Source organism: Azoarcus sp. DN11 (genome assembly GCF_003628555.1).
GTDB lineage: Bacteria > Pseudomonadota > Gammaproteobacteria > Burkholderiales > Rhodocyclaceae > Aromatoleum.
Map to the genome: position 1 here is coordinate 787,549 of NZ_CP021731.1, position 26,160 is coordinate 813,708.

The window sequence follows — 26,160 nt, forward strand, 5'->3', positions numbered from 1 at the left end:
TCCGTCGGGCTCGGTCAGGGGAAGGGAATGCAAAGGGGCAGGGCGATCAGTGCAGGAGCGATTCCAGCCAGGGCAGGAGCCACGGCAGCATCAGCGCGGTCAGCAGACCGTTGAGGCCCATCGCCAGCGCGGCGAACGCGCCGGCCTGCTCGTTCACCTGGAAGGCGCGCGCCGTGCCGATGCCGTGCGACGCGAGGCCGACCGCGAAGCCGCGCACGGCGTAGTCGTCGATGCGCAGGATGCCGTAGATGTAGCGGGCGCAGACGGCGCCGAGGATGCCGGTGCTCATCACCAGCACCGCGGTCAGCGAGGGCAGGCCGCCGAGGCGCTCGGCGACGCCCATCGCGATCGGCATCGTGACGCTCTTGGGCGCCAGGGACATCACCGATTCGCGGCTCGCGCCGAGCAGCGCCGCGATGCCGACGGCCGACAGGGCAGCGGTGAGCGAACCCGCGGCCAGGCTCACGAGCAGCGGCAGCAGCATGCCCTTGAGGCGCTCCCATTGCGCGTAGAGCGGGATGGCCAGTGCGACGGTCGCCGGGCCGAGGAGGAAGTGCACGAACTGCGCGCCGTCGAAGTAGGTCTGGTAGGGCGTGCCGGTGAGCGTCAGCACGAGCACGAGGACGGTCACGGCGATCATCACCGGGTTGAGCAGCGGGTGGTGGTTCGCGCGCCGGTACACCCAGAAGGCACCCTGGTAGGCGAGCAGCGTGAGGGTCAGGCCGAGCAGCGGGGTCGTCGACAGGTAGACCCAGATTTCGCCGAGCGCGGGTCTCATGGCCGGTCGTCGCGGCGTCTGGCGCGGCGGGACAGCGCCTGGAGGAGAAGGGCGGACACGGCGATCGACAGCAGCGTGCTCGCGACCAGCGCGACCGTGAGCGGCAGCCATTCGTCAGCGAGGCGGTGGAAGTGGAGCATCACGCCGGTGCCGGCCGGGACGAACAGCAGCGAGAAGTGCTGCAGGATGCCGGTCGCGGTGCCGCGCAACTCCTCGTTCGGGCCGCCGCGCAGCACCAGGGCGATGAACAGGAGGCCCATGCCGATGACCGGGCCGGGAATCGGGAGCCCCAGCCCGCGGACGAGCGCTTCGCCGACGAGTTGGAACACGAGAAGGAGGGTGAGTCCGCCGATCATCGGATTGCAGGGCGTCTGTCGAGCGAAGTCGTGGTTGTCATTCTAGTGTCTGATCCCGGCATGAGGGGGCATTCGGTGCGTCCGGGCGTGGGTATGCCGTGTCCGAATGATGATGGGTGATTTGGCCCCATTTTGGGCAGGCGTGGCACCTGTCATGCGAAATATTGCATCGTGATGTGAAAGAATTCTGTTTCAATGATGAACAAGGTGCCCAACGTGGCGCCACGAATGGAAATGCGCCGTGTAGAGGGAATTGCTGGACGGTTCCCCCACGTGGGTGCCGTCGATTCGCACTGCACAAACAATGGCGATGCAATATTGCAGTCCGGAGATCGAACGGGGTGGCGATGGGGGTAAGAAACGCTTCGGTGGCCTTGATGGCCGTGCTCGCGGGCCCGGTCCTGGCAGCGGATGAAATCGGCCCGCTTGCGCGGGTGACCGAAGACCCTTTCTTCAACGAGTTGCCCGTCGTGCTTTCGGTGTCGCGCCTCGCGCAGCCCTTGCGCGACGCGCCGGGCTCGGTCACCGTCATCGATGCCGACACGATACGCACCTCGGGTGCGCGGGACCTCGCGGATCTGCTGCGTCTGGTGCCCGGCTTTCTCGTGGCGCACTCCGAGATGGGCGCTCCCAGCGCGGTCTACCACGGCATGACCGACAGGAACACGCGCGGCCTGCAGGTCCTGATCGACGGGCGCTCGCAGTACAGCCCGCTGTTCTTCGGCGGCATCGCGTGGAACCTGATCGACGTCTCCCTGGACGAGATCGAGCGCATCGAGGTGATCCGGGGGTCCAATTCCGCCGCCTACGGGTCGAACGCCTTTCTCGGCGTCGTGAACGTCGTGACGCGGGCTGCGGCGGACACCCGGGGAGTCCGCGTGCGCGTCGGGCAAGGCAACGACGGTATCGCGGACCGGCACGCGCGTGCCGGCATGCGTATCGGCGACGCGGCGGTGCGTGTGAGCGCCGAGAGTACCCGCGACGACGGCGTGAAGGATTTCGACGACCGTCGCGAGAACCGGCGGGTGAATCTGCGCGCGGACGTTCCCCTGGGGGGCGCCGACGATTTGCAGGTGCAGGCCGGCAACGTGGAGATGACGTTGCGCACGGGTGTCGTCGGTGCCCTCACGAATCCGCCCCGCGAGCAGAGGGCGGTGAAGGAATTCCTCTCCTTCGGCTGGACGCGCAACCTGTCCGACGGCGGCTCCCTGTCCGCGCGCTACACGCGTTCGAACGAGGTGTTCGACGACGCCTTCCTGGCGCGCGAGAAACGCTTGAGCCTGTTTATCGATTACCACACGAGCACGACGCGCGACGAACTGGAACTCCAGCACACGATGGTGCCCACACCCGAGACCCGGCTCGTGTGGGGCGTGGGCGCGCGCCATGACGCCGTCCGCGGCCAGCAATTCTACGGGCGCGGCGGCGACGCCGTGCGGCAGCGCGTGAATCGCCTGTTCGGCAATTTCGAGTGGCGGCCGTCGGAAGCGTGGACGACCAACCTGGGTCTGACCTGGGAGGACGATTCGCTCTCGGATACCTCGCTCGCCCCACGCCTGGCGGTGAATTATCACCTGTCGCCGCGCCAGACGCTGCGTACCGGTCTTTCGCGCGCGCATCGCATTCCCTCGCTCACCGAGGCGAGGTCGCGCGAGATCTACGGTGCGCTGAACGTCGGGCGGCCGTTCGGTGTGATACCGCTGGAGATCGAGCGCATGGCGAGCGGCGACGTCAAACAGGAACGCATCGACGTCGCCGAGATCGGCTATCTCGGGGATTTCCGCGAGCAGGGGCTGTTCGTGGATGTCCGCGGGTTCCTGGAGAAGGTGGATGATCGCATCGTGTCGGTGCCCCGGCCCCTGGTGCCGCCGCGGTGCGAAGTGTTGAGTCTTCGCAAGAAGCGGCCCGAATGCGGGACTTATACCGATTTCATCAACGGCCAGGATCTCGACATCCGTGGCGTCGAATACGTGCTGCGCTGGCGTCCGCGGCAGGGCAGCGAGATCACGCTCAACCAGACCTTCACCCACATCGATTCGCATGCGAGCGCGCAGCTGTTCGCGTTGAATGCACAGACTGCGCGCAACGACGAGCGTCACATGGACCACTCGGCGCCGACCAGGGCGACGGTGCTGCGCTGGACGCAGGACTTGCCCGGTGGGGCGGAGATGTCGATCGCGCACTTCCGCTACGGGCGGTTCCAGTGGACGGCGGGCACCTCGGTCGACCCCTTCGATCGGACGGACGTCCGCCTCGCCTACCCGTTCCGGGTCGGCCCGACGCGTGGCGAGGTGGCCCTGACCGGGCAGGGCATCGAGGGCAAGCGCGCGGAGTTCAGACGGCGCGGCGCGGATCGCCGCGACACGGATTTCGCGCCGCCGCAGTTTCTCGATCCGCGCTACTGGGCCAGCCTGACGCTGGAGTTCTGACGCGCCGTCCGCCGGTTCACGCGAGCAGTGCGTGACCGACGGTGCGCGCGAGGATGCCCACGCCCGCGCCGACCGCAGCCGGCTTCCAGACGCCGGCGACGCGTTTGCCCGCGGAGATGAGCACGGCGACCCCCGGAACGTCCAGCGGGTGGATGAGGAAGCCGGCGCTGCGGTTCAGCATCGCGACGCTGGCGGTACCGTCCCGCAGCATGTCGTCCATCACGCCCATCATCGCCGTGCCGCCGCCGATGTACTTGGTCAGGGTCGGCAGGATCAGCGCCGGGTCGATCGATATCGCGGCGAGCACCGGCGCGAGCGCGCGGGTGAGAAGGTCCACAGCGCCGCTCGAACGCAGCGCCATCACCGCGACGAGTGCGAGCACGAGCATGGGAATCGCGCCGACGGCGATCTTGAAGGCCTCCGCGCCGGCGCGGTTGATGACGTCGAGCACGCCCTTGGCGTCTTCGGCGACATGGTGGTGCAGGGTTTCGTCCACCGGGCCTTCGCTGGCCGACAGCCTGCGGCCGAAGCCGTGGTAGGTGACGGCTGCGGCAACCAGGCCGCCGACGACCGACAGCGCGAGCGTGAGGCCGAAATCGAGCCCCATCGCGATCATCGGAAAGGCCGCGTTGGCCTGCGACATCGCCATCACCATCGCCAGCGTTGCCGCCAGATGGCGGTCCGAGGCGCCGCGGCTCTCCATCATCGTGAGCGTCGCGATCGGAGCGGCGAAACTGACGAAATTAATCTGCAGGGCGGCAAAAACGCCCAGGCCGGTGAGCCCGGCAGGGCGCAGCAGCGGGGCCAGCGCATGCACGAAGCGGTCGAGCACGCCCTTCGCTTCGAGCAGGCGCATCAGCGACAGCATCACGACCATCACCGGCAGCAGGACGAACAGGGCGAGTTCGACGGCGGAACGGCCCGCGCGCAGGATGATGTCGGTGATGATGTCCATGCAGGGAACCCGAAATTGTGCAGTGCGGCGAATGATACCCGAGCATACAGGTCGGATGCCGCTATTGCCTTGGCGCCGCGTCGGGGCCTATCGTTCGCTTTCCAACAATTCGAAAGGACGAGGAGAAACGGCATGGCGATGGAGGAGACGGCGCGCGGCACGGCGCATGAATGGCAGCGGGATCACATGGGGCACATCAACGTGCGTGCCTACATGGAATTTTTCGATGCGGCCTGCTGGCAGTTTTACGGGATGCTCGGACTGAGTCCGTCGCGGCTGCGCAGCGGCGAATTCAAGCTGGCCGCGGTGCAGCAGAACATCACATACAAGAAGGAGCTCTACCCTGGCGACACCATCGTCGTGCGTACCGGGGTTGTCGAGATGCGCGAGAAGGTGCTGCGCTTCCGCCACGAACTCGCGAACACGGAGACCGGCGAAGTGTGCGCGATTTGCGAGTTTACCGTGGTGTGCCTGAACCCCGAAACACGCCGTTCGCAGCCGTTCCCGGATGCGGTGGTCGAACGCGCCCAAGGGCTGCTGCTGCCGCTCGTGACCTGAGCGGGCGAAAACGAAAACGGCACCGCGTTCGCGGTGCCGTCGATGGCGTCAGCAGGCCGCCGGCGCGGCCCGCAGCACGACTCAGCGTTGCGCCTTCTTCACCTGGCGCCACTGGTGCAGCAGCGGTTCGGTGTAGCCGCTCGGCTGCGCCCGGCCCTTGAACACGAGGTCCTTGGCGGCCTGGAAGGCGATCGACTGGTCGAAGTTCGGGGCCATCGGCTGGTACAGCGGATCGCCGGCATTCTGCTGGTCGACGATCACCGCCATGCGCTTGAAGGTTTCCGTGACCTGCGCCTCGGTGGTCACGCCGTGGCGCAGCCAGTTGGCGATGTGCTGGCTGGAGATGCGCAGCGTCGCACGGTCTTCCATCAGGCCGATGTTGTTGATGTCCGGCACCTTCGAGCAGCCCACGCCCTGATCGATCCAGCGCACGACGTAGCCCAGGATGCCCTGGGTGTTGTTGTCGAGCTCCTGCTGGATCTCGGTCGCGCTCCAGTTCGCGGAGGCCGCGACCGGTACGGTCAGGAGGTTGTTGAGGAGGGTGTCACGCTCGGCGGCGAGGCTGATCTTCTCCATCTCCTGCTGCACGGCATGGACATCCACCTGATGATAGTGCAGCGCATGCAGGGTCGCGCCGGTGGGCGAGGGCACCCATGCGGTGGTGGCGCCGGCCTTCGGGTGGCCGATCTTCTGCTTCAGCATCTCGGCCATCAGGTCCGGCATCGCCCACATGCCCTTGCCGATCTGCGCCTTGCCGCGCAGGCCGCAGTCGAGGCCGACCAGTACGTTCTGGCGCTCGTAGGCCTGGATCCACGCCGAGGTCTTCATGTCGCCCTTGCGGATCATCGGGCCCGCTTCCATCGCGGTGTGCATCTCGTCGCCGGTGCGGTCGAGGAAGCCGGTGTTGATGAAGGCGACGCGCGATTCGGCGGCCTTGATGCAGCCGGCGAGGTTCACCGAGGTGCGACGCTCCTCGTCCATGATGCCGATCTTCATCGTGCTGGCGGGCAGGCCGAGCAACTGCTCGACGCGGCCGAACAGTTCGTTCGTGAAGGCGGCTTCGGCCGGGCCGTGCATCTTCGGCTTCACGATGTACATGCTGCCGGTGCGCGAGTTGCGCTTGAGCTTCAGGTCGCGCATCGAGATCAGCGTCGTGACGACGCCGTCCATGATGCCTTCGGGGATCTCGGTGCCGTCGGCAAGCAGGATCGCGGGGTTGGTCATCAGGTGGCCGACGTTGCGGATGAAGAGCAGCGAGCGGCCGTGCAGGCGCAGCGTGCCGCCGTTCGGCGCGGTGTATTCGCGGTCCGGGTTCATCCTGCGCTCGACCATCTTGCCGCCTTTCTCGAAGGTCTCGACCAGATTGCCGGTGATCAGGCCCAGCCAGCTGCGATAGACGACGACCTTGTCTGCGGCGTCGACCGCGGCGGTCGAGTCCTCGCAGTCCATGATCGTCGTGACCGCGGCTTCGACGAGCACGTCCTTGATGCCGGCGGCGTCGGTCTTGCCGATCGGGTGGTTGCGGTCGAACTGGATCTCGAGGTGCAGGCCGTTGTTCTTGATCAGCACGGCAGACGGAGCCGCCGCGTCGCCCTGGAAGCCGGCGAATTTTCCAGCATCGGCGAGGCCGGTCTGGCTGCCGTCCAGCAGCGTGACGACGAGCTTGCTGCCGGTGACCGCGTAGGCCTTGGCCTGGTCATGGCTGCCTTGTGCGAGCGGAGCGGCCTGGTTGAGCAGGTTGCGGCCGAAGGCGATGACGCGCGCGCCGCGCACCGGGTTGTACGACGAGCCGGCTTCTGCGCCGCCGTCCGAGGGGATCGCGTCGGTGCCGTACAGCGCGTCGTAGAGGCTGCCCCAGCGTGCGTTCGCGGCGTTGAGGGCGTAACGGGCGTTCATGATCGGCACCACGAGCTGCGGGCCGGCCTGCTCGCTGATCTCGCTGTCGACGTTGGTGGTCGTGATCTTGAACGGCGCGGGTACCGGCTGCAGGTAGCCGATCTTCTCAAGGAAGGTGCGATAGGCCGGCATGTCCTGGATCGGGCCGGGGTGGGCGCGGTGCCAGTTGTCGAGTTCGGTCTGCAGGCGGTCGCGTTCGGCGAGCAGCGCGCGGTTCTTCGGCGCGAGTTCATTGGCGAGCTCGCTGAAGCCCTTCCAGAACGCGCCGGCGTCGATGCCGGTCCCCGGCAGGGCTTCGGTTTCGATGAAACGGTGCAGCTCGGCGTCGACCTGCAGTTGGTGGCATTGGATTCTCGTGCTCATGATTCCTCGCTCTCTAGGTCAGAGTGTCTTAAGAAAATAGTAGGTGGTGAGGATGCTGCCCACCCCGATGATGAAACGGCGCAACCACGCGGCCGGGACCTTGCGGGCACCGACCGCCCCCCAGTAGCCGCCAATGGCGGCGGTGACGATCATGACCAGCGTGTGCGGCCAGCTCACCGCGCCGGCGACGGCGAAGGTGACGACGGCGACGCTGTAGATGATCGCGGACAGCCAGTTCTTGAGTGCGTTGATGTCGTGGATGTCGCGGTGGCCCTGGATCGCGAGCGCGGCGATCATCACGATGCCCATGCCGGCACCGAAGAAGCCGCCGTAGATCGATACGCCGAGCTGGAACAGCAGGCCGCCCGCGCTGCCGTGCGACGGACCGTCGACGGGGCGCTGGCGCAGTCGCGTGAGGAGAGCGGAGATCCTGCCGCTGGCGGCGAACATCACGGTCGCGGTCAGGAGCAGCCACGGGATCAGCTGCGAGAAGGTGTCGTCCCCGGTGGAGAGCAACAGCACGCCGCCCGCGATGCCGCCGACGAGCGCGACCAGCGACAGCGCGGCGAGGCCCGTGCGGAAGCGCGCGAGCTCGCGGCGGCAGGCCCAGGCGCCGGACAGGCTCGCGGGCCACAGCGCGACCGCGTTGCTCGCGTTGGCGACCACCGGCGGTACGCCGATCGTCAGCAGCGCCGGGAAGGAGAAGAAGGTGCCGCCGCCGGCGATCGAATTCATCGCGCCCGCCATCGCCGCGGCCAGTCCGATGAGGAGGATTTCGCCGGCGGTCATCAGCGGGAGGCCGGCGCGCAGCGCGACTGCACGAACTCGACGATGTCGGTGAGACGCTGGCCGACGGCGGTGGGCGTCACGCCCAGCTCTTCCTGCGGCAGCTGGGTGCGGTTGATCCAGAACGTCGTATAGCCGAACCAGGTTGCGCCCGCGGCATCCCAGCCGTTCGAGGAGACGAAGAGGATTTCCTTCGCGGGCACACCGAAGGCGTCGGGACCGAGCTGGTAGGCGGCATCGGACGTCTTGTACTGGCGCACCGCGTCCACCGACAGGACGTGGTCGAAGAGTCCGGTCATGCCCGCGCTCTTGATCGCGACGTCGAGCATCTGCGGCGTACCGTTCGACAGCACCGCCATCGGGATGCCGAGCGCGCGCAGCGCCCGCAGCGCGCCGAGGTTTTCGGGAAAGGGCGACAGGCAGGCGTACTGGTTCATCAGCTGGCGTCGCTGCGAGTCGTTCATCGTCAGCCCCAGCCTCTTCGCCGCAAACACCAGGCCGTCCCCCGTGATTTCGAAAAAAGGCTTGTAGCGGCCGGACAGCGTGCGGATGAAGGAATACTCGATCTGCTTCAGGCGCCACAGCGCGGTCAGCGCCTCGCCCTTGCCCGGAAAGAGCTGCTCCGCAAGCGCGCCCACCGAGTACACGTCGAACAGCGTGCCGAAGGCGTCGAAGGCGACTGCGCGGATGCGCTCGGAGGGTTTCATGTGGGGGTCCCGTGTTGAAATTTGCGCCTTGCGTGGCCGGCATCGCTGCCGGCCACGTGGACGTCTGCACTTTCGGGTGGCGTCTCCTCCACCCTTCGTTGAGGATGAAGTGTATTGAACTCTTGTATAAGACTGAATACCCTGTACGGTCAATTTATCTTTTACTAAAAGTACAAAATGGACGCGTTCAAGCAGGTCGAAACCTTCGTTGGTGTCGCGACCAGGGGCAGTCTGTCGGCCGCCGCCCGGGCGGAGGGGGTCACGCCAGCCGTGATCGGGCGCCGGCTCGATGCGCTCGAGCAGCGGCTGGGCGTGAAGCTGCTGACGCGCACGACGCGCAGCATCTCGCTCACCTTCGAGGGCGCGGCCTTCCTCGAGGACTGCCAGCGCATCCTCAACGACCTCGCGAATGCCGAGGCCTCGGTGAGCCTCGGGGGAGTCAAGGCGAGCGGCCATATCCGCGTGTCCGCTCCGGCGGGTTTCGGGCGGCTGCATGTCGCGCCGCTGCTGCGCGAATTCCTGGAGATGAATGCCGACGTGTCGTGCACGCTCGATCTCACCGACCGCGTCGTGGATCTCGTCAACGAGGGTATCGACTGCGCGATCCGCATCGGCGAGTTGTCCGATTCCAGCCTCGTGTCGATCCGGCTGGCGGACAACCGGCGCGTGGTGGTCGCGAGTCCGGCCTATCTGGCCCGCCACGGTTCGCCCGAGACGCCGCCGGATCTCTCCGCCCACAACTGCCTGTCGCTGGGCCAGCAGCGCGGCTGGCTGTTCTGCGACGAGAAGGGGGAGACGCTCACGGTGAAGGTCGGCGGGCGGCTCGAATGCAACGACGGCGCGGTGCTGCACCAGTGCGCACTGGCCGGCGACGGACTCGCCTGGCGCTCGCTGTGGGAAGTCGACGCCGACCTGCGCGCCGGGCGCCTCGTGACCGTGCTCGACGAGTTTGCCGCGCCGACGATGGGCATCTACGCGGTGTTCCCGCAGCGCACGCGGCTCGCGTTGCGGGTGCGGCTCTTCATCGATCACCTGAAGAACCATTACGGGCGCCCGGATTACTGGCTTTCGTCGCCGCCGTCGATCGTCGAGTGAGCCGCGCTGGCGGATTCGCATCATCCGGAGGCAGGCACTTGTACGATCAAAAATCGTGCGGTATATTCTCGCCTCTTTCGCTGGTGTAGCTCAGTTGGTAGAGCAACTGATTCGTAATCAGTAGGTCGGGGGTTCGATTCCTCTCACCAGCACCAAACATGACAGGGGCTTGCAGCGATGCAAGCCCCTGTTGCTTTTGGGGCGCACGCCCGCACCGTCGGCGGGGCGTTCTCGACAGCGCCGGTTCGGCGGACTACCCTGAGTAGGACGCGATGCCTGCGACGCATTCGCGCCGCGTCGTCGCTCGCAGGAAGTGCGCATGTCGACCCCGAACCCGATTCCTTCCCGGACTGTGGTGGCCGTTCGTCCCGACCGCGAAATCGCCACGCGGCAGCGGCTGCCTTACTTCGTCGGCATCTCGGGCGAAACGGCCGGCAGCCGGGGCCTGTCGATGCACGTGGTGGTCATTCCCCCCGGCGGCGTCGCCGCTCCGCATCGTCATCGCGGCTACGAGACCGCGATCTACGTGCTGGAAGGCAGCGTCGAGACGCGCTACGGGCCGGGGCTGCGCGAGCGGGTGGTGAGTCGCGCCGGGGAGTTCCTCTTCATTGCGCCGGATGTCCCACATCAGGCTTTCAATCTCAGCGACAGCGAACCGGCGCGCGCGATCGTTGCGCGCAACGATCCGGCCGAGCAGGAGAATGTCGTTCCGTACGATCCTGCCGAAGACGGCGGCGAGCCTTGAGTTGTCCGCGCCCGGACCCGGCTTCGGTGCGCGGGCGGCGAATCGGGGGCCGCAGAGTGCACGATTTTTTCCTAGGATAAAGTTTATTGCTCCTTGTCCCATGGTGCCCCGCGCGGCGGTGTAAGGCGGGCGGGGGACGCTTTCCGGTGCAGATGCACGGCGAATGTCGGGAGCGAGCACAGGCTTGGTGCCTGTTCATGCGGAAATCGTGCGGATGACATGACTTTGCGTATCTTCACCGGGGAAGCGCGCCGTGGAACGGTCTTCGCTGATGTTCGATCAATTGCATCGGGAATCGGATCATCATGACGACGCTGTCTTTCGACGAAATGCACGACGCGGATGCGAAGACGCGCGCGCACTACGCGCCGTTCGAGGCGTGGGCGCGCGGGCTGTCGCCGGACGTGATGGCGCGCAAGCGGGCCGAGGCCGATCTTGCGTTCCGCCGCCTGGGCATCACTTTCGCGGTGTATGGCGAGGAGGCAGGCACCGAGCGGCTGATCCCCTTCGACACCATCCCGCGCATCATCCCCAATGCGGAATGGAAGACGCTGCGCGCCGGCCTCAAGCAGCGCGTGAAGGCGCTGAACATGTTCCTGGACGACATCTATAACGACCAGGACATCCTGCGCGCGGGCCGCATTCCTGCCGAGGAGGTGCTCGACAACGCGCAGTTCCGCCCGGAGATGAAGGGCTTCAAGGTACCGAACGGTATCTACGCGCATATCGCGGGCGTGGATGTCGTGCGCGCGGGGGCGGGGGAGTTCTACGTGCTGGAGGACAACCTGCGCGTGCCGTCGGGCGTGTCCTACATGGTCGAGAACCGCAAGATGATGATGCGGCTCTTCCCGGAGCTGTTCGCGCAGCAGAAGATTGCGCCGGTCGAGCATTACCCGGACCTGCTGCTGGAGACGCTGCGTGCGGTGGCGCCGGCCGGTGTGGAGGATCCGACGGTGGTGGTGATGACGCCGGGGGCGTTCAACTCCGCCTACTTCGAGCATTCCTTCCTCGCGCAGCAGATGGGGGTGGAACTGGTGGAGGGGCGCGACCTCTTCATCGAACACGACGCCGTGTACATGCGCACGACGCGCGGGCCGAGGCGCGTGGACGTGATCTATCGCCGCATCGACGACGATTTCCTCGATCCGCGCGCCTTCCGGCCCGATTCGATGCTGGGCGTGCCCGGCCTGCTGAAGGCTTACCGCGCGGGGCGGGTGACGCTGTGCAATGCGATCGGCACCGGCGTCGCCGACGACAAGTCCATCTACCCCTATGTCGGCGAGATGGTGCGCTTCTACCTTGGCGAAGAGCCTATCCTCAACAACGTGCCGACCTACCGCTGCCGCGAGAAGGACAAGCTGCGCCATGTGCTGGCGCATCTGTCCGAGCTGGTGGTGAAGGAGGTGCACGGCGCGGGCGGCTACGGGATGCTGGTGGGACCGGCCGCGACGAAAGCCGAGATCGAGCACTTCCGCGCGGTGTTGAGCGCGCATCCGGAGAAGTACGTCGCGCAGCCGACGCTGGCCTTGTCGACCTGCCCGACTTACGTCGAGAGCGGGATCGCGCCGCGTCACATCGACCTGCGGCCTTTCGTGCTCTCGGGCAAGGAGGTGTCGCTGGTGCCCGGCGGGCTCACGCGGGTCGCGCTGCGGGAGGGCTCGCTGGTGGTGAATTCCTCGCAGGGGGGCGGGACCAAGGACACGTGGGTGCTGGAGAACGGCAATGCCTGAGCCGCTCCGTCCCCGCTCCCCGACCGCGTCCGCCGCGCCGGAGTCCGGATCATGCTGAGCCGCACGGCCGATCACCTCTACTGGATGGCCCGTTATTCCGAACGCGCCGAGAATCTCGCGCGTCTGCTCGACGTGACCTACCAGATGTCGCTCGTCCCGCATGACGCCGAAACCGAGCGCAGCAACTGGAACGCGATCATCGCGCTGAACAGCCTCGAATTCGCGTACGCGAAACGGCACGACGAGATCACGGCGACGAACGTGCTGCACTTCATGGTGCGCGACGAGACGCAGCCGTCGTCGATCTACAACTGCCTGCGCGCGGCGCGCGAAAACGCCCGCGCGGTGCGCGGCACGCTGACGGCGGAGATGTGGGAGACGATCAACGAAACCTGGGTGCTGTTGCGCGACCAGAGCTTCGACGAGATCCATGTCGGGGGAATCGCGGCCTTCTTCGACTGGGTGAAGCAGCGCGCCTCGCTGATGCGGGGGGCGATGTTCGGCACGATGCTGCGCGACGAGGCCTTCCAGTTCATCCACCTGGGGGCCTTGCTCGAGCGCGCCGACAACACCGCGCGCATCCTCGACGTGAAGTACCACAGCCTCGCCGGCGTGCATCACGGCGAGGCGGACGATCTCGGCGAAGCCAGCGATTTCTACCACTGGGGCGCGTTGCTGCGCTCGGTGTCGGCGTTCGAGGTGTATCGCAAGGTCTATCGCGACGTGATCACGCCCGAGCGCGTCGCGGAACTGCTGATCCTGCGCGAGGACCTGCCACGGGCGCTGCATTCGTGCACGGAGGGGATCGTCCGGATCCTCGGCAAGGTGCGCAACAGCCGCTCCGACGAGACCGTTCGCCGCGCCGGCCAGCTCTACGCGGTGCTGCGCTACGCCCGCATGGACGACATCTTCGCGCGCGGGCTGCACGCGTGGCTGGACGATTTCATCGACGCGATCGGTGACCTGAGCGCGCGCATCAGCGACGATTTCCTCGTCGGCGGTGAGCCGGGCGAGCCCACCACCCCTTGATCCGCTGCGGTCGGCACCTGCGGCCCGTGGCCCTTTAGCGAGCGAATGCCATGACCTACTGCGTCGCGATGTGCCTCGAAAAGGGGCTGGTCTTTCTGTCCGACTCGCGCACCAACGCGGGGGTCGATCACATCAACACCTTCCGCAAGATGCACGTCTGGCAGCGGCCGGGCGAGCGCGTCGTCGTGATGCTCACGTCGGGCAACCTGTCGGTGAGCCAGTCGATCGTGAACATCGTCAGCGAGCGCCTGGCGCTCACCGATTCGGCCAACCTCTTCAACGCGCCGAACATGTTCGAGGTCGCACGCCACGTCGGCGACGTCGTGCGCGAGGTGCACCGGCGCGATGCGGACGCGTTGCGCGACTTCGGCGTCGAGTTCAACGCCTCGCTGATCGTCGGTGGGCAGATCTACGGCGAGACGCCGCGCCTCTTCAACATCTATGCCGCGGGCAACTTCATCGAGGCCACCGAGGACACCCCCTACATCCAGATCGGCGAATCGAAGTACGGCAAGCCAATCATCGACCGCGTGCTGCGCTACGGCTCCGCGCTTTCCGACGCGGCCAAGTGCGCGCTGGTGTCGATGGATTCGACGATCCGCTCGAACCTGTCGGTGGGCCTGCCGCTCGACCTGTGCGTGGTCGAGCGCGACGCGCTCTCCGTGAAGTCCCACCTGTCGATCGACCAGGATCACGCGTACTACATGCAGATTCGCGGGCAGTGGGGCGAGCGGCTGCGCGACGCGTTCGCCGAACTGCCCAACCCCGACTGGCTGTGAGCGTGCCGCATCGCAGCGGCTCGCCCGGTGCCCCGACAATCCGCGGAGATCCAGCGTGTCGATCCATGTCGCCCTGAGCCACGTCACCCATTACCGGTACGACCGGCCGGTCCGGCTCGGGCCGCAAGTCGTGCGCCTTCGACCGTGCCCGCACAGCCGCACGCGCATCCTGTCGTACGCGCTGAAGGTGCTGCCGGGCAAACACTTCATCAACTGGCAGCAGGATCCGCAGGGCAACTACCTTGCGCGCCTCGTCTTCCCGGAGCCGACGCGGGAATTTCGCGTCGAGGTGGACCTCGTCGCCGAGATGGCGGTGCTGAATCCGTTCGATTTCTTCCTCGAACCGGAGGCCGATCATTTCCCGTTCGCGTACGGCGAGGCGCAGCGCGTCGAGCTCGCCCCCTACCTGCACCGCATGAGCATCGGCAAGGGGCTGGGGGAACGCTTCGCCGCTTATCTGGAGGCGATCCCGCGCGGCAGGCGCCGCACCATCGACTTTCTCGTCGACCTGAACGCGAAGCTGCGGCAGGACATCGGCTACGTGATCCGCCTCGAACCCGGCGTGCAGACGCCCGAGGAGACGTTGGCGCTCGGCAGCGGCTCCTGCCGCGACACCGCCTGGCTACTGGCGCAGCTGCTGCGCCACCTGGGGCTGGCGGCGCGCTTCGTGTCCGGCTACCTGATCCAGCTTGCCGCCGACGTGAAGTCGCTCGACGGCCCGAGCGGCCCCGAGGCGGACTTCACCGACCTCCACGCCTGGTGCGAGGTCTATCTGCCGGGCGCGGGCTGGATCGGCCTCGATCCGACCTCGGGCCTCCTGGCCGGCGAAGGCCACATCCCGCTCGCGTGCAGCCCCGAGCCCTCGTCGGCGGCGCCGATCAGCGGCCTCGTCGACGACTGCGAGTGCGATTTCGCGCACGCGATGAAGGTCGAGCGCATCCGGGAGGCGCCGCGCGTCACCAAGCCCTACACGGACGCGCAGTGGGCACGCATCGAGGCGCTCGGCCACGAGATCGACGCGCAGCTCGCGGCCCACGACGTGCGCCTGACGATGGGGGGCGAGCCGACCTTCGTGTCGATCGACGATCCCGATGGCGACGAATGGAACACCACGGCGCTGGGGCCCACCAAGCGCCTGTTCGCCGCGGCGCTGTATCACCGCCTGCGCCAGAAATACGGCGCCCGGGGCCTGATGCACTTCGGCCAAGGGAAGTGGTATCCCGGCGAGCAGCTGCCGCGCTGGTCGCTGAACGCCTTCTGGCGCCGCGACGGCGAGCCGATGTGGCGCGATGCCGCGCTCTACGCCGACGAGCGCAATCCGGCCGGGGCCGACGCCGCGGCTGCGAACCGCTTCCTCGCGGGCGTCGCCGGGCGGCTCGCGCTCGATCCGAAGCACGTGTTCGACGCCTTCGAGGATGTCTTCTACTACCTGTGGCGCGAACACCGCCTCCCGGCCAACGTCGATCCCTTCGACGCGCGGCTCGACGATCCGATGGAGCGCGAGCGCCTGATGCGCGTGTTCGCGCACGGCCTGCCGAACGCCGTCGGCGCCGTGCTGCCGATCGCGCGTGACCCCGCCGGGCAATGGGTCTCCGGGCCGTGGTTCCTGCGCTCCGAGCGCTGCTACCTGACCCCGGGCGATTCGCCGATGGGCTACCGCCTGCCGCTCGATTCGCAGCCCTGGGTCAGCCGGCGGGATTATCCCTACCTGCACCAGCCCGACCCATCGCAGGCTTTCCCGCCGCTCGCGACGCATGCGCAACTGCGCCACCAGCTGCGCGAGCAGTCGGCGCGCGCCCGTGCCGAAGAGGCCAGAGCCCGCGAGGCGGCCGCTGCCGCTGCCGCTGCCGCGCGCATTCCCGGCAAGCACGAATCCGCCGCGTGGATCACGCGCACCGCGATGTGCGCGCAGCCGCGCGAAGGCACGCTGTACATCTTCATGCCGCCCACCGAGGCACTCGACGACTACCTCGCGATCGTCACCGCGGTCGAGGATACCGCCGCGGCGCTCGGCCAGCCGGTCATCCTCGAAGGCTACGAGCCACCGTCCGATCCGCGCCTGGCGCACTTCAGCATCACCCCCGACCCTGGCGTGATCGAGGTCAACATCCACCCGGCCGCCAACTGGGACGAACTCGTCGACCACACCACCTTCCTCTACGAGGCCGCGCGCGAATCCCGCCTGTCGACCGAGAAGTTCATGCTCGACGGCCGCCACAGCGGCACCGGCGGCGGCAACCACTTCGTGCTCGGTGGCGCGACCACCGCCGACTCGCCCTTCCTGCGCCGCCCCGACCTGCTCCGGAGCCTGATCGGCTACTGGCACAACCACCCCTCGCTGTCCTATCTCTTCTCCGGCCTCTTCATCGGTCCGACCTCGCAGGCGCCGCGCATCGACGAGGCGCGCAACGACTCGGTCCACGAGATCGAGGTCGCGTTCCGCGAGCTGGAGCGGCAGATCGGCCTCAGCGAACAACACTCGGGGCAATGCCCGCCCTGGCTCGTCGACCGCCTGCTGCGCAACCTGCTCATCGACGTCAGCGGCAACACCCATCGCGCCGAGTTCTGCATCGACAAGCTGTATTCGCCCGACGGCCCGGCCGGCCGCCACGGCCTGCTCGAACTGCGCGCCTTCGAGATGCCGCCGCACGCGCGCATGTCGCTCACGCAGCAGCTCCTGCTGCGCGGGCTGGTCGCGCGCTTCTGGCAGCAACCCTACGCCCCCGAGCGTCTCGTGCGCTGGGGCACGGAACTGCACGACCGCTACATGCTGCCGCATTTCGTCGAACAGGATTTCGCCGACGTCATCGCCGAGCTGAACGCCTTCGGCCTGCCGATCCGCGAGGAATGGTTCGCGCCGCATTTCGAGTTCCGCTTCCCCAAGGTCGGCGACTTCGCCGTGCGTGGCATCGAGGTCGAACTGCGCCACGCGCTCGAGCCCTGGCACGTGATGGGCGAGGAGGGCGCCGCGGGCGCCACCGTGCGCTATGTGGACTCCTCGCTTGAGCGCCTGCAGGTCAAGGTGAGCGGCATGGCGCCCGACCGCTACGTGCTGGCGGTCAACGGTGCAGCGCTGCCGCTGCAGGCCACCGGCACGGTCGGCGAGGCGGTCGCCGGGGTGCGTTACCGAGCGTGGCAACCGGCGTCCTGCCTGCATCCGACCATCGGTGTCGACGCGCCGCTGGTGTTCGACCTCGTCGACACCTGGATGCAGCGCTCGCTCGGCGGCGCCCAGTACCACGTCGCCCACCCCGGTGGGCGCCATTACGAGACTTTCCCGGTGAACGCGTTCGAGGCCGAATCGCGCCGCCTCGCGCGCTTCTTCCGCATGGGCCACACGCCCGGCGGTCGTCCTTCACGGATCGACACCGCGCAGCGCAACGCCGAATTCCCCTTCACGCTAGACTTGAGAGGATCAAGCAAAGCCAGGCCCTGACTTTCCGCGATGCCGCACAAGCTGCTCTCCCTCTACGTCCGCCCGACCGGCCGCTACGATGAAATGCTGGCGGGCGCCGAGCAATTGCGGCCGCACTGGCGACCGCTGTTCGAGGCCCTCGACGCCTCGACGCCCGACCAGATGCGCGCGCGCCAGGCCTTCGTCACCGAGCGCATCCGCGAGAACGGCACCACCTACAACGTCTATGCCGATCCCCACGGGGCCGACCGGCCGTGGGCGCTCGATCCGCTGCCCTTCATCCTGCCGGCCGACGAGTGGACGCATATCGAGGCCGCCGTCGCGCAGCGCGCCGATCTCCTCGACCGGGTGCTCGCCGACCTCTACGGACCGCAGCACCTGATCCGCAGCGGCGCGCTGCCCGCCGCGCTGGTGTACGGCCACAACGGCTTCCTGTGGCCCTGCCAGGGCACGCAGCCGCCGTCCGGCCATTTCCTGCACGTCTATGCCGCCGACCTCGCACGCTCGCCGGACGGCCGCTGGTGGGTGATCGCCGACCGCACGCAAGGGCCCTCGGGCGCCGGCTACGCGCTCGAAAACCGGCTGATCGTGTCGCGGCTGTTTCCGGAGCTCTTCCGCGACCTGCGCGTGCATCACCTCGCGGACTTCTTCCGCCACATGCAGGACAGCCTCGCGCGCTGGGCCCCCGTCGAGCGCGGCGAGACGCCGTTCACCGTGCTGCTCACGCCCGGCCCCTACAACGAGACCTACTTCGAACAGTCCTACCTCGCCCGCTACCTCGGCTTCCCGCTGGTCGAAGGCCAGGACCTCACGGTGCGCGGCGACGCCGTGTATCTGAAGACGCTGGGCGGCCTCCGGCGCGTCCATGTGATCCTGCGCCGGCTCGACGACGACTACACCGATCCGCTCGAACTGCGCGGCGAATCCTCCCTCGGCGTGCCGGGCCTCGTCGAGGCGGCGCGGGCCGGCCGCGTGCTGGTTGCCAATGCGCTGGGCAGCGGCGTGCTGGAATCCGCGGGCCTGCTCGCCTTCCTGCCCAAGCTCGCCGAACGCCTCCTCGGCGAACCGCTCGCGATGCCGGCTGTCGCCAGCTGGTGGTGCGGCGAAGCGCCGGCGCTCGACTACGTCGTCGAACATCTCGCCGAACTTGTCATCAAGCCCGCCTATCCCTCGCAACGCATGCAGGCCGTGTTCGGGCGGGAGCTGGACGCCCGCGGACGTGCGCACTGGACCGAACGCCTGCGCCATCGCCCGCACGCCTACATCGGCCAGGAACTGGTGCAGCTGTCGCAGGCGCCGGTGATGCCCGACGCCGGCAGCCCGACGCTCGACCGCCGTCTCCTCGCGCGTGCGATCGGGGTGCGCGTCTATGCAGTCGTCACGCCCGACGGCTGGCGCGTGATGCCCGGCGGACTCACGCGCGTCTCGGGCAGCGGCGACGTGGACATCCTGTCGATGCAGCGCGGCGGCTCGTCGAAGGACACCTGGGTCCTGTCCGATGTGCCGGTCAGCCAGTTCAGCCTGCTCAAGGGCGAACTCGGCGCCGGCGACATCGTGCGCGCCGGCCCCGAGATCGCCAGCCGCAGCGCCGAGAACCTGTTCTGGCTCGGCCGCTACGGCGAGCGCGTCGAAAACAGCGCCCGCCTGCTGCGCTTCGCGTGCGACCGGCTGAACGAGGAAGGCGAATCGGCGTCCGCGGCGGCTCGTCTCGGCGCTGCGGCACTCGGTGCCGCAGCGGGCGACTTCTTCGGCGAACCCGGCGTCCTCGCCACTGCCGTCGGCTACTGCGAGCGCTTCGGCCTGCTGCCGCCCGAGGAAGACCGGTCCGTGGCACGTCGCCTCGTCGAAGGGGCGCTTGACGAGAACGCCTCCGGCAGCCTCGCCGCCACCCTGCGCCGTGCCGTCTGGGCCGCCACCCAGGTGCGCGATCGTCTGTCCATCGACCACTGGCACTCCCTCAACCGCCTGCATGACATTCTGCGCCGGCAGCGCCTCGACGGCGGCGCGCCGTCCGACATCGCGACGCTGCTGTCGACCCTGGACCGCGTGCTGCTCGCGTGCGTCTCGCTTTCGGGCTTCGCGATGGACGAGATGATGCGCGACAGCGGCTGGCGCTTCCTGATCCTCGGCCGCCGCATCGAGCGCCTGCAGTGCCGCAGCCGCATCGTCGCGCATTTCCTCGAAGCCTGCGGCGGCCAACCGGCCGGCGTCGATGCGCTGCTGGAGCTGGCCGACTGCGCCGAAGCCTACCGCCAGCGCTATCTCCGCACTCCCGACGTCCTGCCGACGCTCGACCTCGTCGTATTCGACACCGACAACCCGCACGCCGTCGCCTTCCAGACCGACATGCTGCTGCGCTACCTCGAATCGCTGCAGCGCGACCTCGCCGCATCCGGGGCGGCAGAGGGGGAGGCCGACTATGGCATCCCCGTGTTCCGCGATGCCGTCGGTACACTGAACGCGTTTTCCCTGCACGAGCTGGAACTCACGCTGCCGGACGGGACGGTGGCGGCGCAGCGCTGCGCCAACTGTGCCGGGTGCAGCGAACTCGCACGAATCCTGCACATCGTTCACGACGCCTCGGCAACCCTGTCCAACCGCATCGCCGAACGTTTTTTCACCCACGTCCGCCCCGCTGCGCGCATCCTTTCCGCCTGAACATGCGCTACCACGTCCTGCACACCACCGAGTATCACTATTCGCAGCCGGTGCAGACCGCGCGGCATCTCCTGCACCTCGTCCCGCGGCCCGTGCCCTGGCAGATGCTCGAACGACAGGCGCTGCGCATCGACCCCGAACCGACGACGCGCGCGCACGGCATCGACGTGTTCGGCAACCCGGCTGACCGCATCGAATTCGCCGCCTCGCACGACCACCTGCACGTCGAAAGCGAGCAGACGCTCACGCTCGCCCCGCGACCGTGGCTCGCCACGCCGATCGACGGTCCTGCCTGGGAGAAGGTGCGCGACGCCCTCGACTATCGTGCAACCCCACTCGGGGAGTCGATCGCCGCTGCCCAGCACATGCGCTTCGAATCACCCGGCGTGCGCGTCAAACGCGAACTCGAAGACTACGCCGCCCCTTCGTTCGTCGCCGGCCGCCCGGTGATCGACGCCGCCCGCGACCTCGTGCGCCGCATCCACACCGAGTTCCGCTACGACCCCGAAGCCACCCGGGTCGGCACCTCCGTCCTCGAAGTGCTGGAAATGAAGCGCGGCGTCTGTCAGGACTTCGCCCACCTGATGATCGGCTGCCTGCGCTCGCTCGGCCTCGCCGCGCGCTACGTCTCCGGCTACCTGCGCACCGACCCCCCGCCCGGTCAGCCAAGGCTGACAGGCTCCGACGCCTCACACGCCTGGGTCGCCCTGTTCGTCCCCGAACTCGGCTGGATCGAACTCGACCCGACAAACGATTGCCTGGCCGACGAAAACCACCTGGTTCTGGCGTGGGGGCGTGATTTCGGCGACGTCTCGCCGATCCGCGGGGTCATCCAGGGAGGAGGAGAGCATACGCTGAAGGTGGGTGTGACGGTCACGCCAACGGACGTTGTTGGCACGCCGTTTCCGGTCGATGGCTCCGCTTGAGGTATCGCCCTACTCGCGGGCGCACGATATTGCTACTTGCGCTGCTTTGTCGCTTCCGTCCCGCGACAGCGCTTGAGCGCCACTCGGGCGTCCGGGATCGTTTCGAGCGCATTCGGGTTCGGAATGCAAGCGCCATCCTCCGCGACCGATATCCTGCCGTCGGCGAGGGTCAGCCGCAGCAGCGACGTCATCCGCGTCCAGCCTTTGCCGACCTCGTTCGCCGCGCGCGCCGCAGGCCGATCGATCGGGAAATACTGGAAGGTCACGAACAGCTCATTGCGTTCCTTGTCGGCAACGCCCATCGCCAATACCGCGTTGCAGTATGTCTCGTACCCCTCCTGCGGGCGGAAGCGATAGACGCCGATGTTCTCCAATTGTGCATTGAAAAACATCAGGTGGCAGGAAACCTTGTAACGCTGGCCTTCCTCACATTGATACGTGGGGGCCCTCGTGAACGAGGCGGGCGTGCAGACCTCGTCAGGACGGTCCTTCGCCATGAACAATGCGGGTTTGACGTAGTACTTCGTACCCTCGATGTAGAGTCTGAAGCCCAAATCCAATTCCGGCCGACGGCTAGCCGCCTTCTTGCCGGCGCTTGTGGCGCTGAGTGCGATGGCAGTCGCGAGCGTAGCAGCTTCCAGCCTGCTGCCTTCCCATTGTTCCAGGGGAACTCCCGGCTCAGACCTCCAGTTACCATCCACTGCGATTTCGGCTCTGGCGCCCATTGAGGAGAGCAGCAACATCAGAGCCGTAATACCTGCGAAAAGCCGCATGTTCATGTTTTCGAATATTCCTCGTAGGCGGCCCTGAGCATTTCGTCGTAACGATAGGTCTTGTAGTCCGGGCCGTTGTAATTGAAGGCGAGCGCGGCCCAGTTTTTTATCTTGACGGCGTCCCAGAGCGAGATCTCCTTCCCCAGCGCTTTGTTCTTCGGGTTCTTCCATGCTGGTGCCTTCCGGCGGATGAAAGCGGCGAGGAGTTTGATTTGGGCGTGTTCTGAGATACACGCCTCTCTGACGAAATTGTCGACAAAATCGTAACCACAGAGCTTATGGTTCTCCCCCATGATCTGGAACTTCCCCCATGAGCAGGATTTCAGCGCGGCTTCGGGGGCGAGACGGTATGCGTTGATCAGGCGCAGGTAGCCCCGGGCGTAATTGCCATACACGTCGTCCGCATCGACGGTGCCGTCGTGCATCAGCATATTCCTACTGCCCAATTCGGCATTCTTTCGATAGCTGCGTGGCCACGCGATGTCGGGGTGCCCATTGTCGTATTTTCCTTGGGTTAGGCGGCTGAAGTAATGACGTTCGAACACCAGCGCCGGAATCTGTGCGCCGTCGCGGCTATTGAGCCGCCAGAACGAGCTGCGGCCGCCGCTTTCCACGCGCGCGATCGCCCTGAGCACCGCAGGTTCACAGCTCAGGCCATCCGCAATGATCTCCCATTCGTCATCGCCGATGCTTCCTCCCTCGTACCACGCGAACAGCGCCATCAGGCCCGCGGGAAGATCGACGCTGACTTCGATTACCGGTTGTCCCTGTGGCCCCTTTGCGGGGCGTTTTTTCACGTTCCGGTTGTTCTTCGCCGCCGTGCCTTGCGCCGGCCGCGGAGCCGTGGGCTGAGTCTTGCTTGGTGTGGCGGCTGGGTTTGTCGGTTCGGGCAGTCGAGTTGGTGCGCTCGGTGGATGTGCCTCCGTTCGCCCGTCCACCACCAGGGCGTCGCTCACGAAACTCAGCAGTTTGTGCCCATGGCCTGACACGGCGTCGACCAGGCAGGTCCAGTTGCCCTCTACGGTTCGGACCCAGACTGCGACCTGCGATGCGGCAGAGCGCGTGATCTGGTGGGCAATCCGTCCGGACTCGTCAGTCACGCCAATGACGGTCCTGCCGTCATACTCGCAGCGAAAGGGAAGGTTGCTGATCGGGCAGCGCAATGCATCGAGAAATACAGCGCTGAACCCGAAGGCGGTCCGTTCGGAAAGGTAGAGCGTCTGACCGACATTTAGCCGGTGAGGGTTGGCGAGCCCGTTCAGGCGTTGAAGGTCCTTCACCGAACGATCCGCTCGCTTGGCGATGCCGGCGAGCGTGTCGCCATCGCGTACAAGATACGGATCGCGCAATACTTCCGTCGGCTCAGGCATCGTCGTCCTCCCCGAGCGGACTCGCATCGGCGAGCTCGACGTCCTCCTCCACGCTCCATTTTCGGGAGCCGAGCCAGAAGCGTACTTCATCCGGCGTGGCTGTCAGTATTGTTGATGAATGATGCATCGTGTCCGGTCTTGTCAGGTGCCCGATCGATTCCCCTGCGAGACGGACATCGATATGCGAGCTTGCGATATCGGGAAGCCACGACGATGGGAAATCCGCGTAGCCGAGCGTCTGGCTGTAGACCTGCTGAAGCGGCGTTGCCGGCGCGTCGAGCGTGGTTGCGCCGCTGGGCAGTCGCGGCAGCGATGCCGCGTTGCTGGCCGGCCCCTCGAACGCATGCCCCGCCCCCTTCACCGAAAACGTCCCCGGGCAGGCGAAAGTAATGTCGCCGCCCTGCAGCGTTACCGAGGACTGGCCCGCCTGCAGCACGATGCGGTCCTTGGCGGAGATGTGGATCTCGTCGTTCGAACTGGTCACCGCCACCGACTGGTCGGCGAGGATTTCCATCGCGTCGGTGTGCGCCTGCACGGTCTGGCTGCCGGCCGCGGCAATGCTCCTGATGCCGCCCGAGTGGCTGAACCAGCTGGCCCCTTCGCCGATCGTGGCGCTGAAGGCGTGTGCGGCGGCGACATGAAAGTCCTGCTGCGTGGTGGCATGCAGACGGCCTCCCGCGAAGAGCAGGGCCGCTGCGGGCGTGGAAAGACCGATGTCGTCCGGGCCCTCGGTGACAATGTACGGTTGCGAGAACCGCTCGGTCGGGGCGTCCGGCTCGCGGCTGCCGGGCCGGGCTTTCCGGGCAGCCTGGCCGCCGACGCTCCCCTCGAAGCGGCCCGCGCGCGAAGTGTCGATTGCGTCGATGAAGGCGCTTTGCCCGGCGTTGGCGGCGAGTGGCCGAGCGGACTGCGCTGCGGCGGCATCGGACAGTGCCTGTGCGGTGCGTTCCGCCTCCCGCAATTGGCTGACTGCATCGGCGACGTCCATCTGTGTCGAGGACGCGTTCGGGCGGGTGGCGGCCGAGATCAGGATGCCCTCGCCGGCGCGGATCGCCATCCAACCGTCGGTGCGCAATTCGAGCCCCGTCCCGCGCCAGGGGCCACGCACCGCGCTTCGTGGGTCATGCTCGACGAGGTGGCCGAGTGAAAGCTGCGATGCGGCGTAACTGCTGGCGAGTCTCGTGCGCAACTGGCCGGGTGCGTCGTCGGCGAGCCATTGGTTGAAGCCCGTATCGCCCCCGTGCGTGTCGCTCGTCCAGCCCGAGATCACGCCGGGGTGGTTGGCCGTGCTTGCGTCGCCGGCGCTGAAGGGGGGAAGGCCGACGCCGTTGTAGAGCTGACCGACCACAAGGGGGCGATCGATGTCGCCTTCGACGAAATCCACCAGCACTTCGGTGCCCGTCCGCGGCAGGAAGTGGCTCCCCCAGTCCGGGCCCGAAAGCCATTCGGCAACGCGCACCCAGGTGCCGCTGCGCTCGTCTCCCGGCGCGTTCTCGCCGCCTGTTTCGGAAGGCGTCGCCGCGAGCCCGCCGTCATTCGGCCTCTCGCCCCGTTGCCAGTGAAACTGCACCTTGATCCGGTGATCGCGGTCGGACGTCAGTGCGGCAGATGCCTCGCCGACGACCACCGCGGTCTCCGCATGTGCCAGCGGCTTGCGGCGCGGTGCAGGCAGGATGGGTGCTGCGGCAGGCTGAATCACGAAGCCGTTGCGATAGCTGCCGGGCTCGATGTCGTGGATGGGCAGGAGTGTCGTGGCGCTGCTGCCCAGGTTGTTGGCGGCGCGATGGTCGACGCTGAGGACGGCAAACTCCGCGTGCTCGCCGCTGAACGCGGCGTGGCCTTCCAGGGCGAATTGTGTCCCCGCAGTCATCGTGCGCATCGTGCCTTCGCCGCACAGGCGCCGATAGCGGCTTTCGTACCCGGCGAGGGCAAGATCCACCCGCTGCGCAGCCGATTCATCGGATTCGAAGCGGTACGCGCCACTGCCATCGTAATCCTCCAGACGGGGCAGGTCGTCGTGGTTGACTGCACTGCGAGCATGGGCACTGGTCGAGGCGAGGGTCCGATAATCCCATGCGCCGTGGCTTACGGCGTTCGTGCCGATACGGTAGGCGTCCGCGAGCGTCTGGATGGTGTCGGTGGCCTCCGTGGCGTCGGCGCGGTGATACCGGATGCGCTCCTGAAGTGATCGGGCGCGTTCGGCGTGGCGATCGAAGAAGATGACCGCGTGCCGGGAGCGGTCCGCCGCCTCGCCGGTCTCGGGCGCCTGCTCATGTTCAAACCGGAAGGAGATGCCTTCCTCGGCGAGCAAGCGCAGCAGGAAATCGAGATCGCTTTCGCGGTGCTGAATGCAGAGGCTGCGCTGGCGCAGCGTCTGGGTCACCTCGAAACGCCAGTTTGCATGAGTCGTGTAGCCGACAAACACGGCGTCGCATATTCCGCGCAGGTCAAGGTCCTGAAAGATGCGGCTGCGCCGCCCTTGGGCGAGCAGGGCGATCCAGGGCTCCAGCGTCAGTCGGTAACGTGCCAGCCCGCCGTCGCTGCCGAGCGGGGCTGCGTGCGTACAGTAGCCATGCCAGGTCCGCATGCCGCCGTCCGCCAGACGCAGGCGCAGTGCGAACTCCCTGCCCAGCACGTCCGGAAGGGGGATGTGTGCATCGGCCGCGATACAGTCGACGTCGAAACGGAACAGTTCGTTGACCGCTTCGCGTCCCGCCATTCGTTCGACGAGCAATGCCGTCGCGACGGGGGATCGGATTTCGATCAGGCGCGCGCGCTGTGACAGCAGGGAATCGGGTTCTGCGGATCGCAT

General features: G+C 67.1%; 19 protein-coding genes and 1 tRNA gene. 11 read left to right on the forward strand and 9 right to left on the reverse strand.

Translation table 11 applies throughout. From position 1 onward, the window contains the following. Positions 1 to 46 precede the first annotated feature (46 nt). Positions 47 to 778: an LrgB family protein gene (locus CDA09_RS03515; protein ID WP_121427355.1), complete on the reverse strand. Its 732-nt coding sequence runs from the start codon at positions 776 to 778 to the stop codon at positions 47 to 49. Further along, positions 775 to 1,134 carry a CidA/LrgA family protein gene (locus tag CDA09_RS03520; RefSeq protein WP_121427356.1) on the reverse strand — a complete coding sequence of 120 codons (360 nt, stop codon included), beginning with the start codon at positions 1,132 to 1,134 and terminating at the stop codon, positions 775 to 777. The genes CDA09_RS03515 and CDA09_RS03520 overlap by 4 nt, the downstream gene beginning before the upstream one ends. Before the next feature lie 377 nt (positions 1,135 to 1,511). Between CDA09_RS03520 and CDA09_RS03525 the strand changes: the two genes are divergently transcribed. Further along, the gene (locus tag CDA09_RS03525) at positions 1,512 to 3,563 is read left to right on the forward strand and encodes a TonB-dependent receptor plug domain-containing protein (protein WP_286164480.1); all 2,052 of its coding nucleotides are present in this window, start codon (positions 1,512 to 1,514) and stop codon (positions 3,561 to 3,563) included. A 16-nt stretch (positions 3,564 to 3,579) separates the two neighbouring features. Here CDA09_RS03525 and CDA09_RS03530 read toward each other — a convergent pair whose 3' ends face one another. Beyond that, positions 3,580 to 4,518, reverse strand: coding sequence for a nucleoside recognition domain-containing protein (locus CDA09_RS03530; RefSeq protein WP_121427358.1), 939 nt, complete (start codon positions 4,516 to 4,518; stop codon positions 3,580 to 3,582). A gap of 132 nt (positions 4,519 to 4,650) precedes the next feature. Here CDA09_RS03530 and CDA09_RS03535 point away from each other — a divergent pair, with 132 nt between their 5' ends. Continuing rightward, on the forward strand, positions 4,651 to 5,076 hold the full coding sequence (locus CDA09_RS03535) for an acyl-CoA thioesterase (RefSeq protein WP_121427359.1): 426 nt from the start codon (positions 4,651 to 4,653) through the stop codon (positions 5,074 to 5,076). Positions 5,077 to 5,157: 81 nt separating this feature from the next. Here CDA09_RS03535 and CDA09_RS03540 read toward each other — a convergent pair whose 3' ends face one another. The 3 genes from CDA09_RS03540 to CDA09_RS03550 are packed head-to-tail and all read right to left on the reverse strand — an operon-like array spanning position 5,158 to position 8,828. Next, complete coding sequence (locus CDA09_RS03540) at positions 5,158 to 7,335, reverse strand: malate synthase G (protein ID WP_121427360.1); 2,178 nt, start codon at positions 7,333 to 7,335, stop codon at positions 5,158 to 5,160. A gap of 18 nt (positions 7,336 to 7,353) precedes the next feature. Next, entirely contained in the window at positions 7,354 to 8,124 is a 771-nt protein-coding gene (locus CDA09_RS03545) for a sulfite exporter TauE/SafE family protein (RefSeq protein WP_121427361.1), read from the reverse strand. Next, positions 8,124 to 8,828, reverse strand: coding sequence for a haloacid dehalogenase type II (locus CDA09_RS03550; protein ID WP_121427362.1), 705 nt, complete (start codon positions 8,826 to 8,828; stop codon positions 8,124 to 8,126). Before CDA09_RS03550 ends, CDA09_RS03545 begins: the two co-directional genes overlap by 1 nt. A gap of 177 nt (positions 8,829 to 9,005) precedes the next feature. Between CDA09_RS03550 and CDA09_RS03555 the strand changes: the two genes are divergently transcribed. From CDA09_RS03555 to CDA09_RS03595, 9 genes are all read left to right on the forward strand, one after another. Next, positions 9,006 to 9,923 (forward strand): LysR family transcriptional regulator, encoded by a 918-nt coding sequence (locus CDA09_RS03555; RefSeq protein WP_121427363.1) that lies wholly within the window; start codon positions 9,006 to 9,008, stop codon positions 9,921 to 9,923. Between the two features lie 79 nt (positions 9,924 to 10,002). Further along, positions 10,003 to 10,078: transfer RNA gene (locus CDA09_RS03560), tRNA-Thr, on the forward strand. Between the two features lie 164 nt (positions 10,079 to 10,242). Continuing rightward, complete coding sequence (locus tag CDA09_RS03565; protein WP_121427364.1) at positions 10,243 to 10,668, forward strand: cupin domain-containing protein; 426 nt, start codon at positions 10,243 to 10,245, stop codon at positions 10,666 to 10,668. 305 nt (positions 10,669 to 10,973) lie between these two features. Then, on the forward strand, positions 10,974 to 12,398 hold the full coding sequence (locus tag CDA09_RS03570; RefSeq protein ID WP_121427365.1) for a circularly permuted type 2 ATP-grasp protein: 1,425 nt from the start codon (positions 10,974 to 10,976) through the stop codon (positions 12,396 to 12,398). Between the two features lie 51 nt (positions 12,399 to 12,449). Further along, complete coding sequence (locus tag CDA09_RS03575) at positions 12,450 to 13,427, forward strand: alpha-E domain-containing protein (protein ID WP_121427366.1); 978 nt, start codon at positions 12,450 to 12,452, stop codon at positions 13,425 to 13,427. A 50-nt stretch (positions 13,428 to 13,477) separates the two neighbouring features. After that, positions 13,478 to 14,206: a proteasome-type protease gene (locus tag CDA09_RS03580; RefSeq protein ID WP_121427367.1), complete on the forward strand. Its 729-nt coding sequence runs from the start codon at positions 13,478 to 13,480 to the stop codon at positions 14,204 to 14,206. Between the two features lie 55 nt (positions 14,207 to 14,261). Next, a complete protein-coding gene (locus CDA09_RS03585; protein ID WP_121427368.1) occupies positions 14,262 to 17,642 on the forward strand; it encodes a transglutaminase family protein in 3,381 nt (1,126 codons plus the stop codon). A 9-nt stretch (positions 17,643 to 17,651) separates the two neighbouring features. Continuing rightward, positions 17,652 to 20,279 carry a circularly permuted type 2 ATP-grasp protein gene (locus CDA09_RS03590; protein ID WP_121427369.1) on the forward strand — a complete coding sequence of 876 codons (2,628 nt, stop codon included), beginning with the start codon at positions 17,652 to 17,654 and terminating at the stop codon, positions 20,277 to 20,279. A 2-nt stretch (positions 20,280 to 20,281) separates the two neighbouring features. Then, complete coding sequence (locus CDA09_RS03595; protein ID WP_121427370.1) at positions 20,282 to 21,205, forward strand: transglutaminase family protein; 924 nt, start codon at positions 20,282 to 20,284, stop codon at positions 21,203 to 21,205. Positions 21,206 to 21,237: 32 nt separating this feature from the next. On the opposite strand, the gene CDA09_RS03600 is transcribed toward CDA09_RS03595, so the two are convergent. Genes CDA09_RS03600 through CDA09_RS03610 form a run of 3 tightly spaced genes read right to left on the reverse strand, consistent with a single transcriptional unit; the run spans position 21,238 to position 26,160 of the window. Next, positions 21,238 to 21,984, reverse strand: coding sequence for a hypothetical protein (locus CDA09_RS03600; protein ID WP_121427371.1), 747 nt, complete (start codon positions 21,982 to 21,984; stop codon positions 21,238 to 21,240). Continuing rightward, positions 21,981 to 23,348 (reverse strand): LysM peptidoglycan-binding domain-containing protein, encoded by a 1,368-nt coding sequence (locus CDA09_RS03605; RefSeq protein WP_164844364.1) that lies wholly within the window; start codon positions 23,346 to 23,348, stop codon positions 21,981 to 21,983. Before CDA09_RS03605 ends, CDA09_RS03600 begins: the two co-directional genes overlap by 4 nt. Then, positions 23,341 to 26,160 (reverse strand): type VI secretion system Vgr family protein, encoded by a 2,820-nt coding sequence (locus CDA09_RS03610; RefSeq protein WP_286164367.1) that lies wholly within the window; start codon positions 26,158 to 26,160, stop codon positions 23,341 to 23,343. Before CDA09_RS03610 ends, CDA09_RS03605 begins: the two co-directional genes overlap by 8 nt.

What these genes read in the sequence shown, in the direction of transcription:
- CDA09_RS03515 (WP_121427355.1), bottom strand. Translation starts at nt 778, where the DNA reads ATGAGACCCGCGCTCGGCGAAATCTGGGTCTACCTGTCGACGACCCCG.
- CDA09_RS03520 (WP_121427356.1), bottom strand. Translation starts at nt 1,134, where the DNA reads ATGATCGGCGGACTCACCCTCCTTCTCGTGTTCCAACTCGTCGGCGAA.
- CDA09_RS03525 (WP_286164480.1), top strand. Translation starts at nt 1,512, where the DNA reads ATGGCCGTGCTCGCGGGCCCGGTCCTGGCAGCGGATGAAATCGGCCCG.
- CDA09_RS03530 (WP_121427358.1), bottom strand. Translation starts at nt 4,518, where the DNA reads ATGGACATCATCACCGACATCATCCTGCGCGCGGGCCGTTCCGCCGTC.
- CDA09_RS03535 (WP_121427359.1), top strand. Translation starts at nt 4,651, where the DNA reads ATGGCGATGGAGGAGACGGCGCGCGGCACGGCGCATGAATGGCAGCGG.
- CDA09_RS03540 (WP_121427360.1), bottom strand. Translation starts at nt 7,335, where the DNA reads ATGAGCACGAGAATCCAATGCCACCAACTGCAGGTCGACGCCGAGCTG.
- CDA09_RS03545 (WP_121427361.1), bottom strand. Translation starts at nt 8,124, where the DNA reads ATGACCGCCGGCGAAATCCTCCTCATCGGACTGGCCGCGGCGATGGCG.
- CDA09_RS03550 (WP_121427362.1), bottom strand. Translation starts at nt 8,828, where the DNA reads ATGAAACCCTCCGAGCGCATCCGCGCAGTCGCCTTCGACGCCTTCGGC.
- CDA09_RS03555 (WP_121427363.1), top strand. Translation starts at nt 9,006, where the DNA reads ATGGACGCGTTCAAGCAGGTCGAAACCTTCGTTGGTGTCGCGACCAGG.
- CDA09_RS03565 (WP_121427364.1), top strand. Translation starts at nt 10,243, where the DNA reads ATGTCGACCCCGAACCCGATTCCTTCCCGGACTGTGGTGGCCGTTCGT.
- CDA09_RS03570 (WP_121427365.1), top strand. Translation starts at nt 10,974, where the DNA reads ATGACGACGCTGTCTTTCGACGAAATGCACGACGCGGATGCGAAGACG.
- CDA09_RS03575 (WP_121427366.1), top strand. Translation starts at nt 12,450, where the DNA reads ATGCTGAGCCGCACGGCCGATCACCTCTACTGGATGGCCCGTTATTCC.
- CDA09_RS03580 (WP_121427367.1), top strand. Translation starts at nt 13,478, where the DNA reads ATGACCTACTGCGTCGCGATGTGCCTCGAAAAGGGGCTGGTCTTTCTG.
- CDA09_RS03590 (WP_121427369.1), top strand. Translation starts at nt 17,652, where the DNA reads ATGCCGCACAAGCTGCTCTCCCTCTACGTCCGCCCGACCGGCCGCTAC.
- CDA09_RS03595 (WP_121427370.1), top strand. Translation starts at nt 20,282, where the DNA reads ATGCGCTACCACGTCCTGCACACCACCGAGTATCACTATTCGCAGCCG.
- CDA09_RS03600 (WP_121427371.1), bottom strand. Translation starts at nt 21,984, where the DNA reads ATGAACATGCGGCTTTTCGCAGGTATTACGGCTCTGATGTTGCTGCTC.
- CDA09_RS03605 (WP_164844364.1), bottom strand. Translation starts at nt 23,348, where the DNA reads ATGCCTGAGCCGACGGAAGTATTGCGCGATCCGTATCTTGTACGCGAT.
- CDA09_RS03610 (WP_286164367.1), bottom strand. Translation starts at nt 26,160, where the DNA reads ATGCGATCCGCAGAACCCGATTCCCTGCTGTCACAGCGCGCGCGCCTG.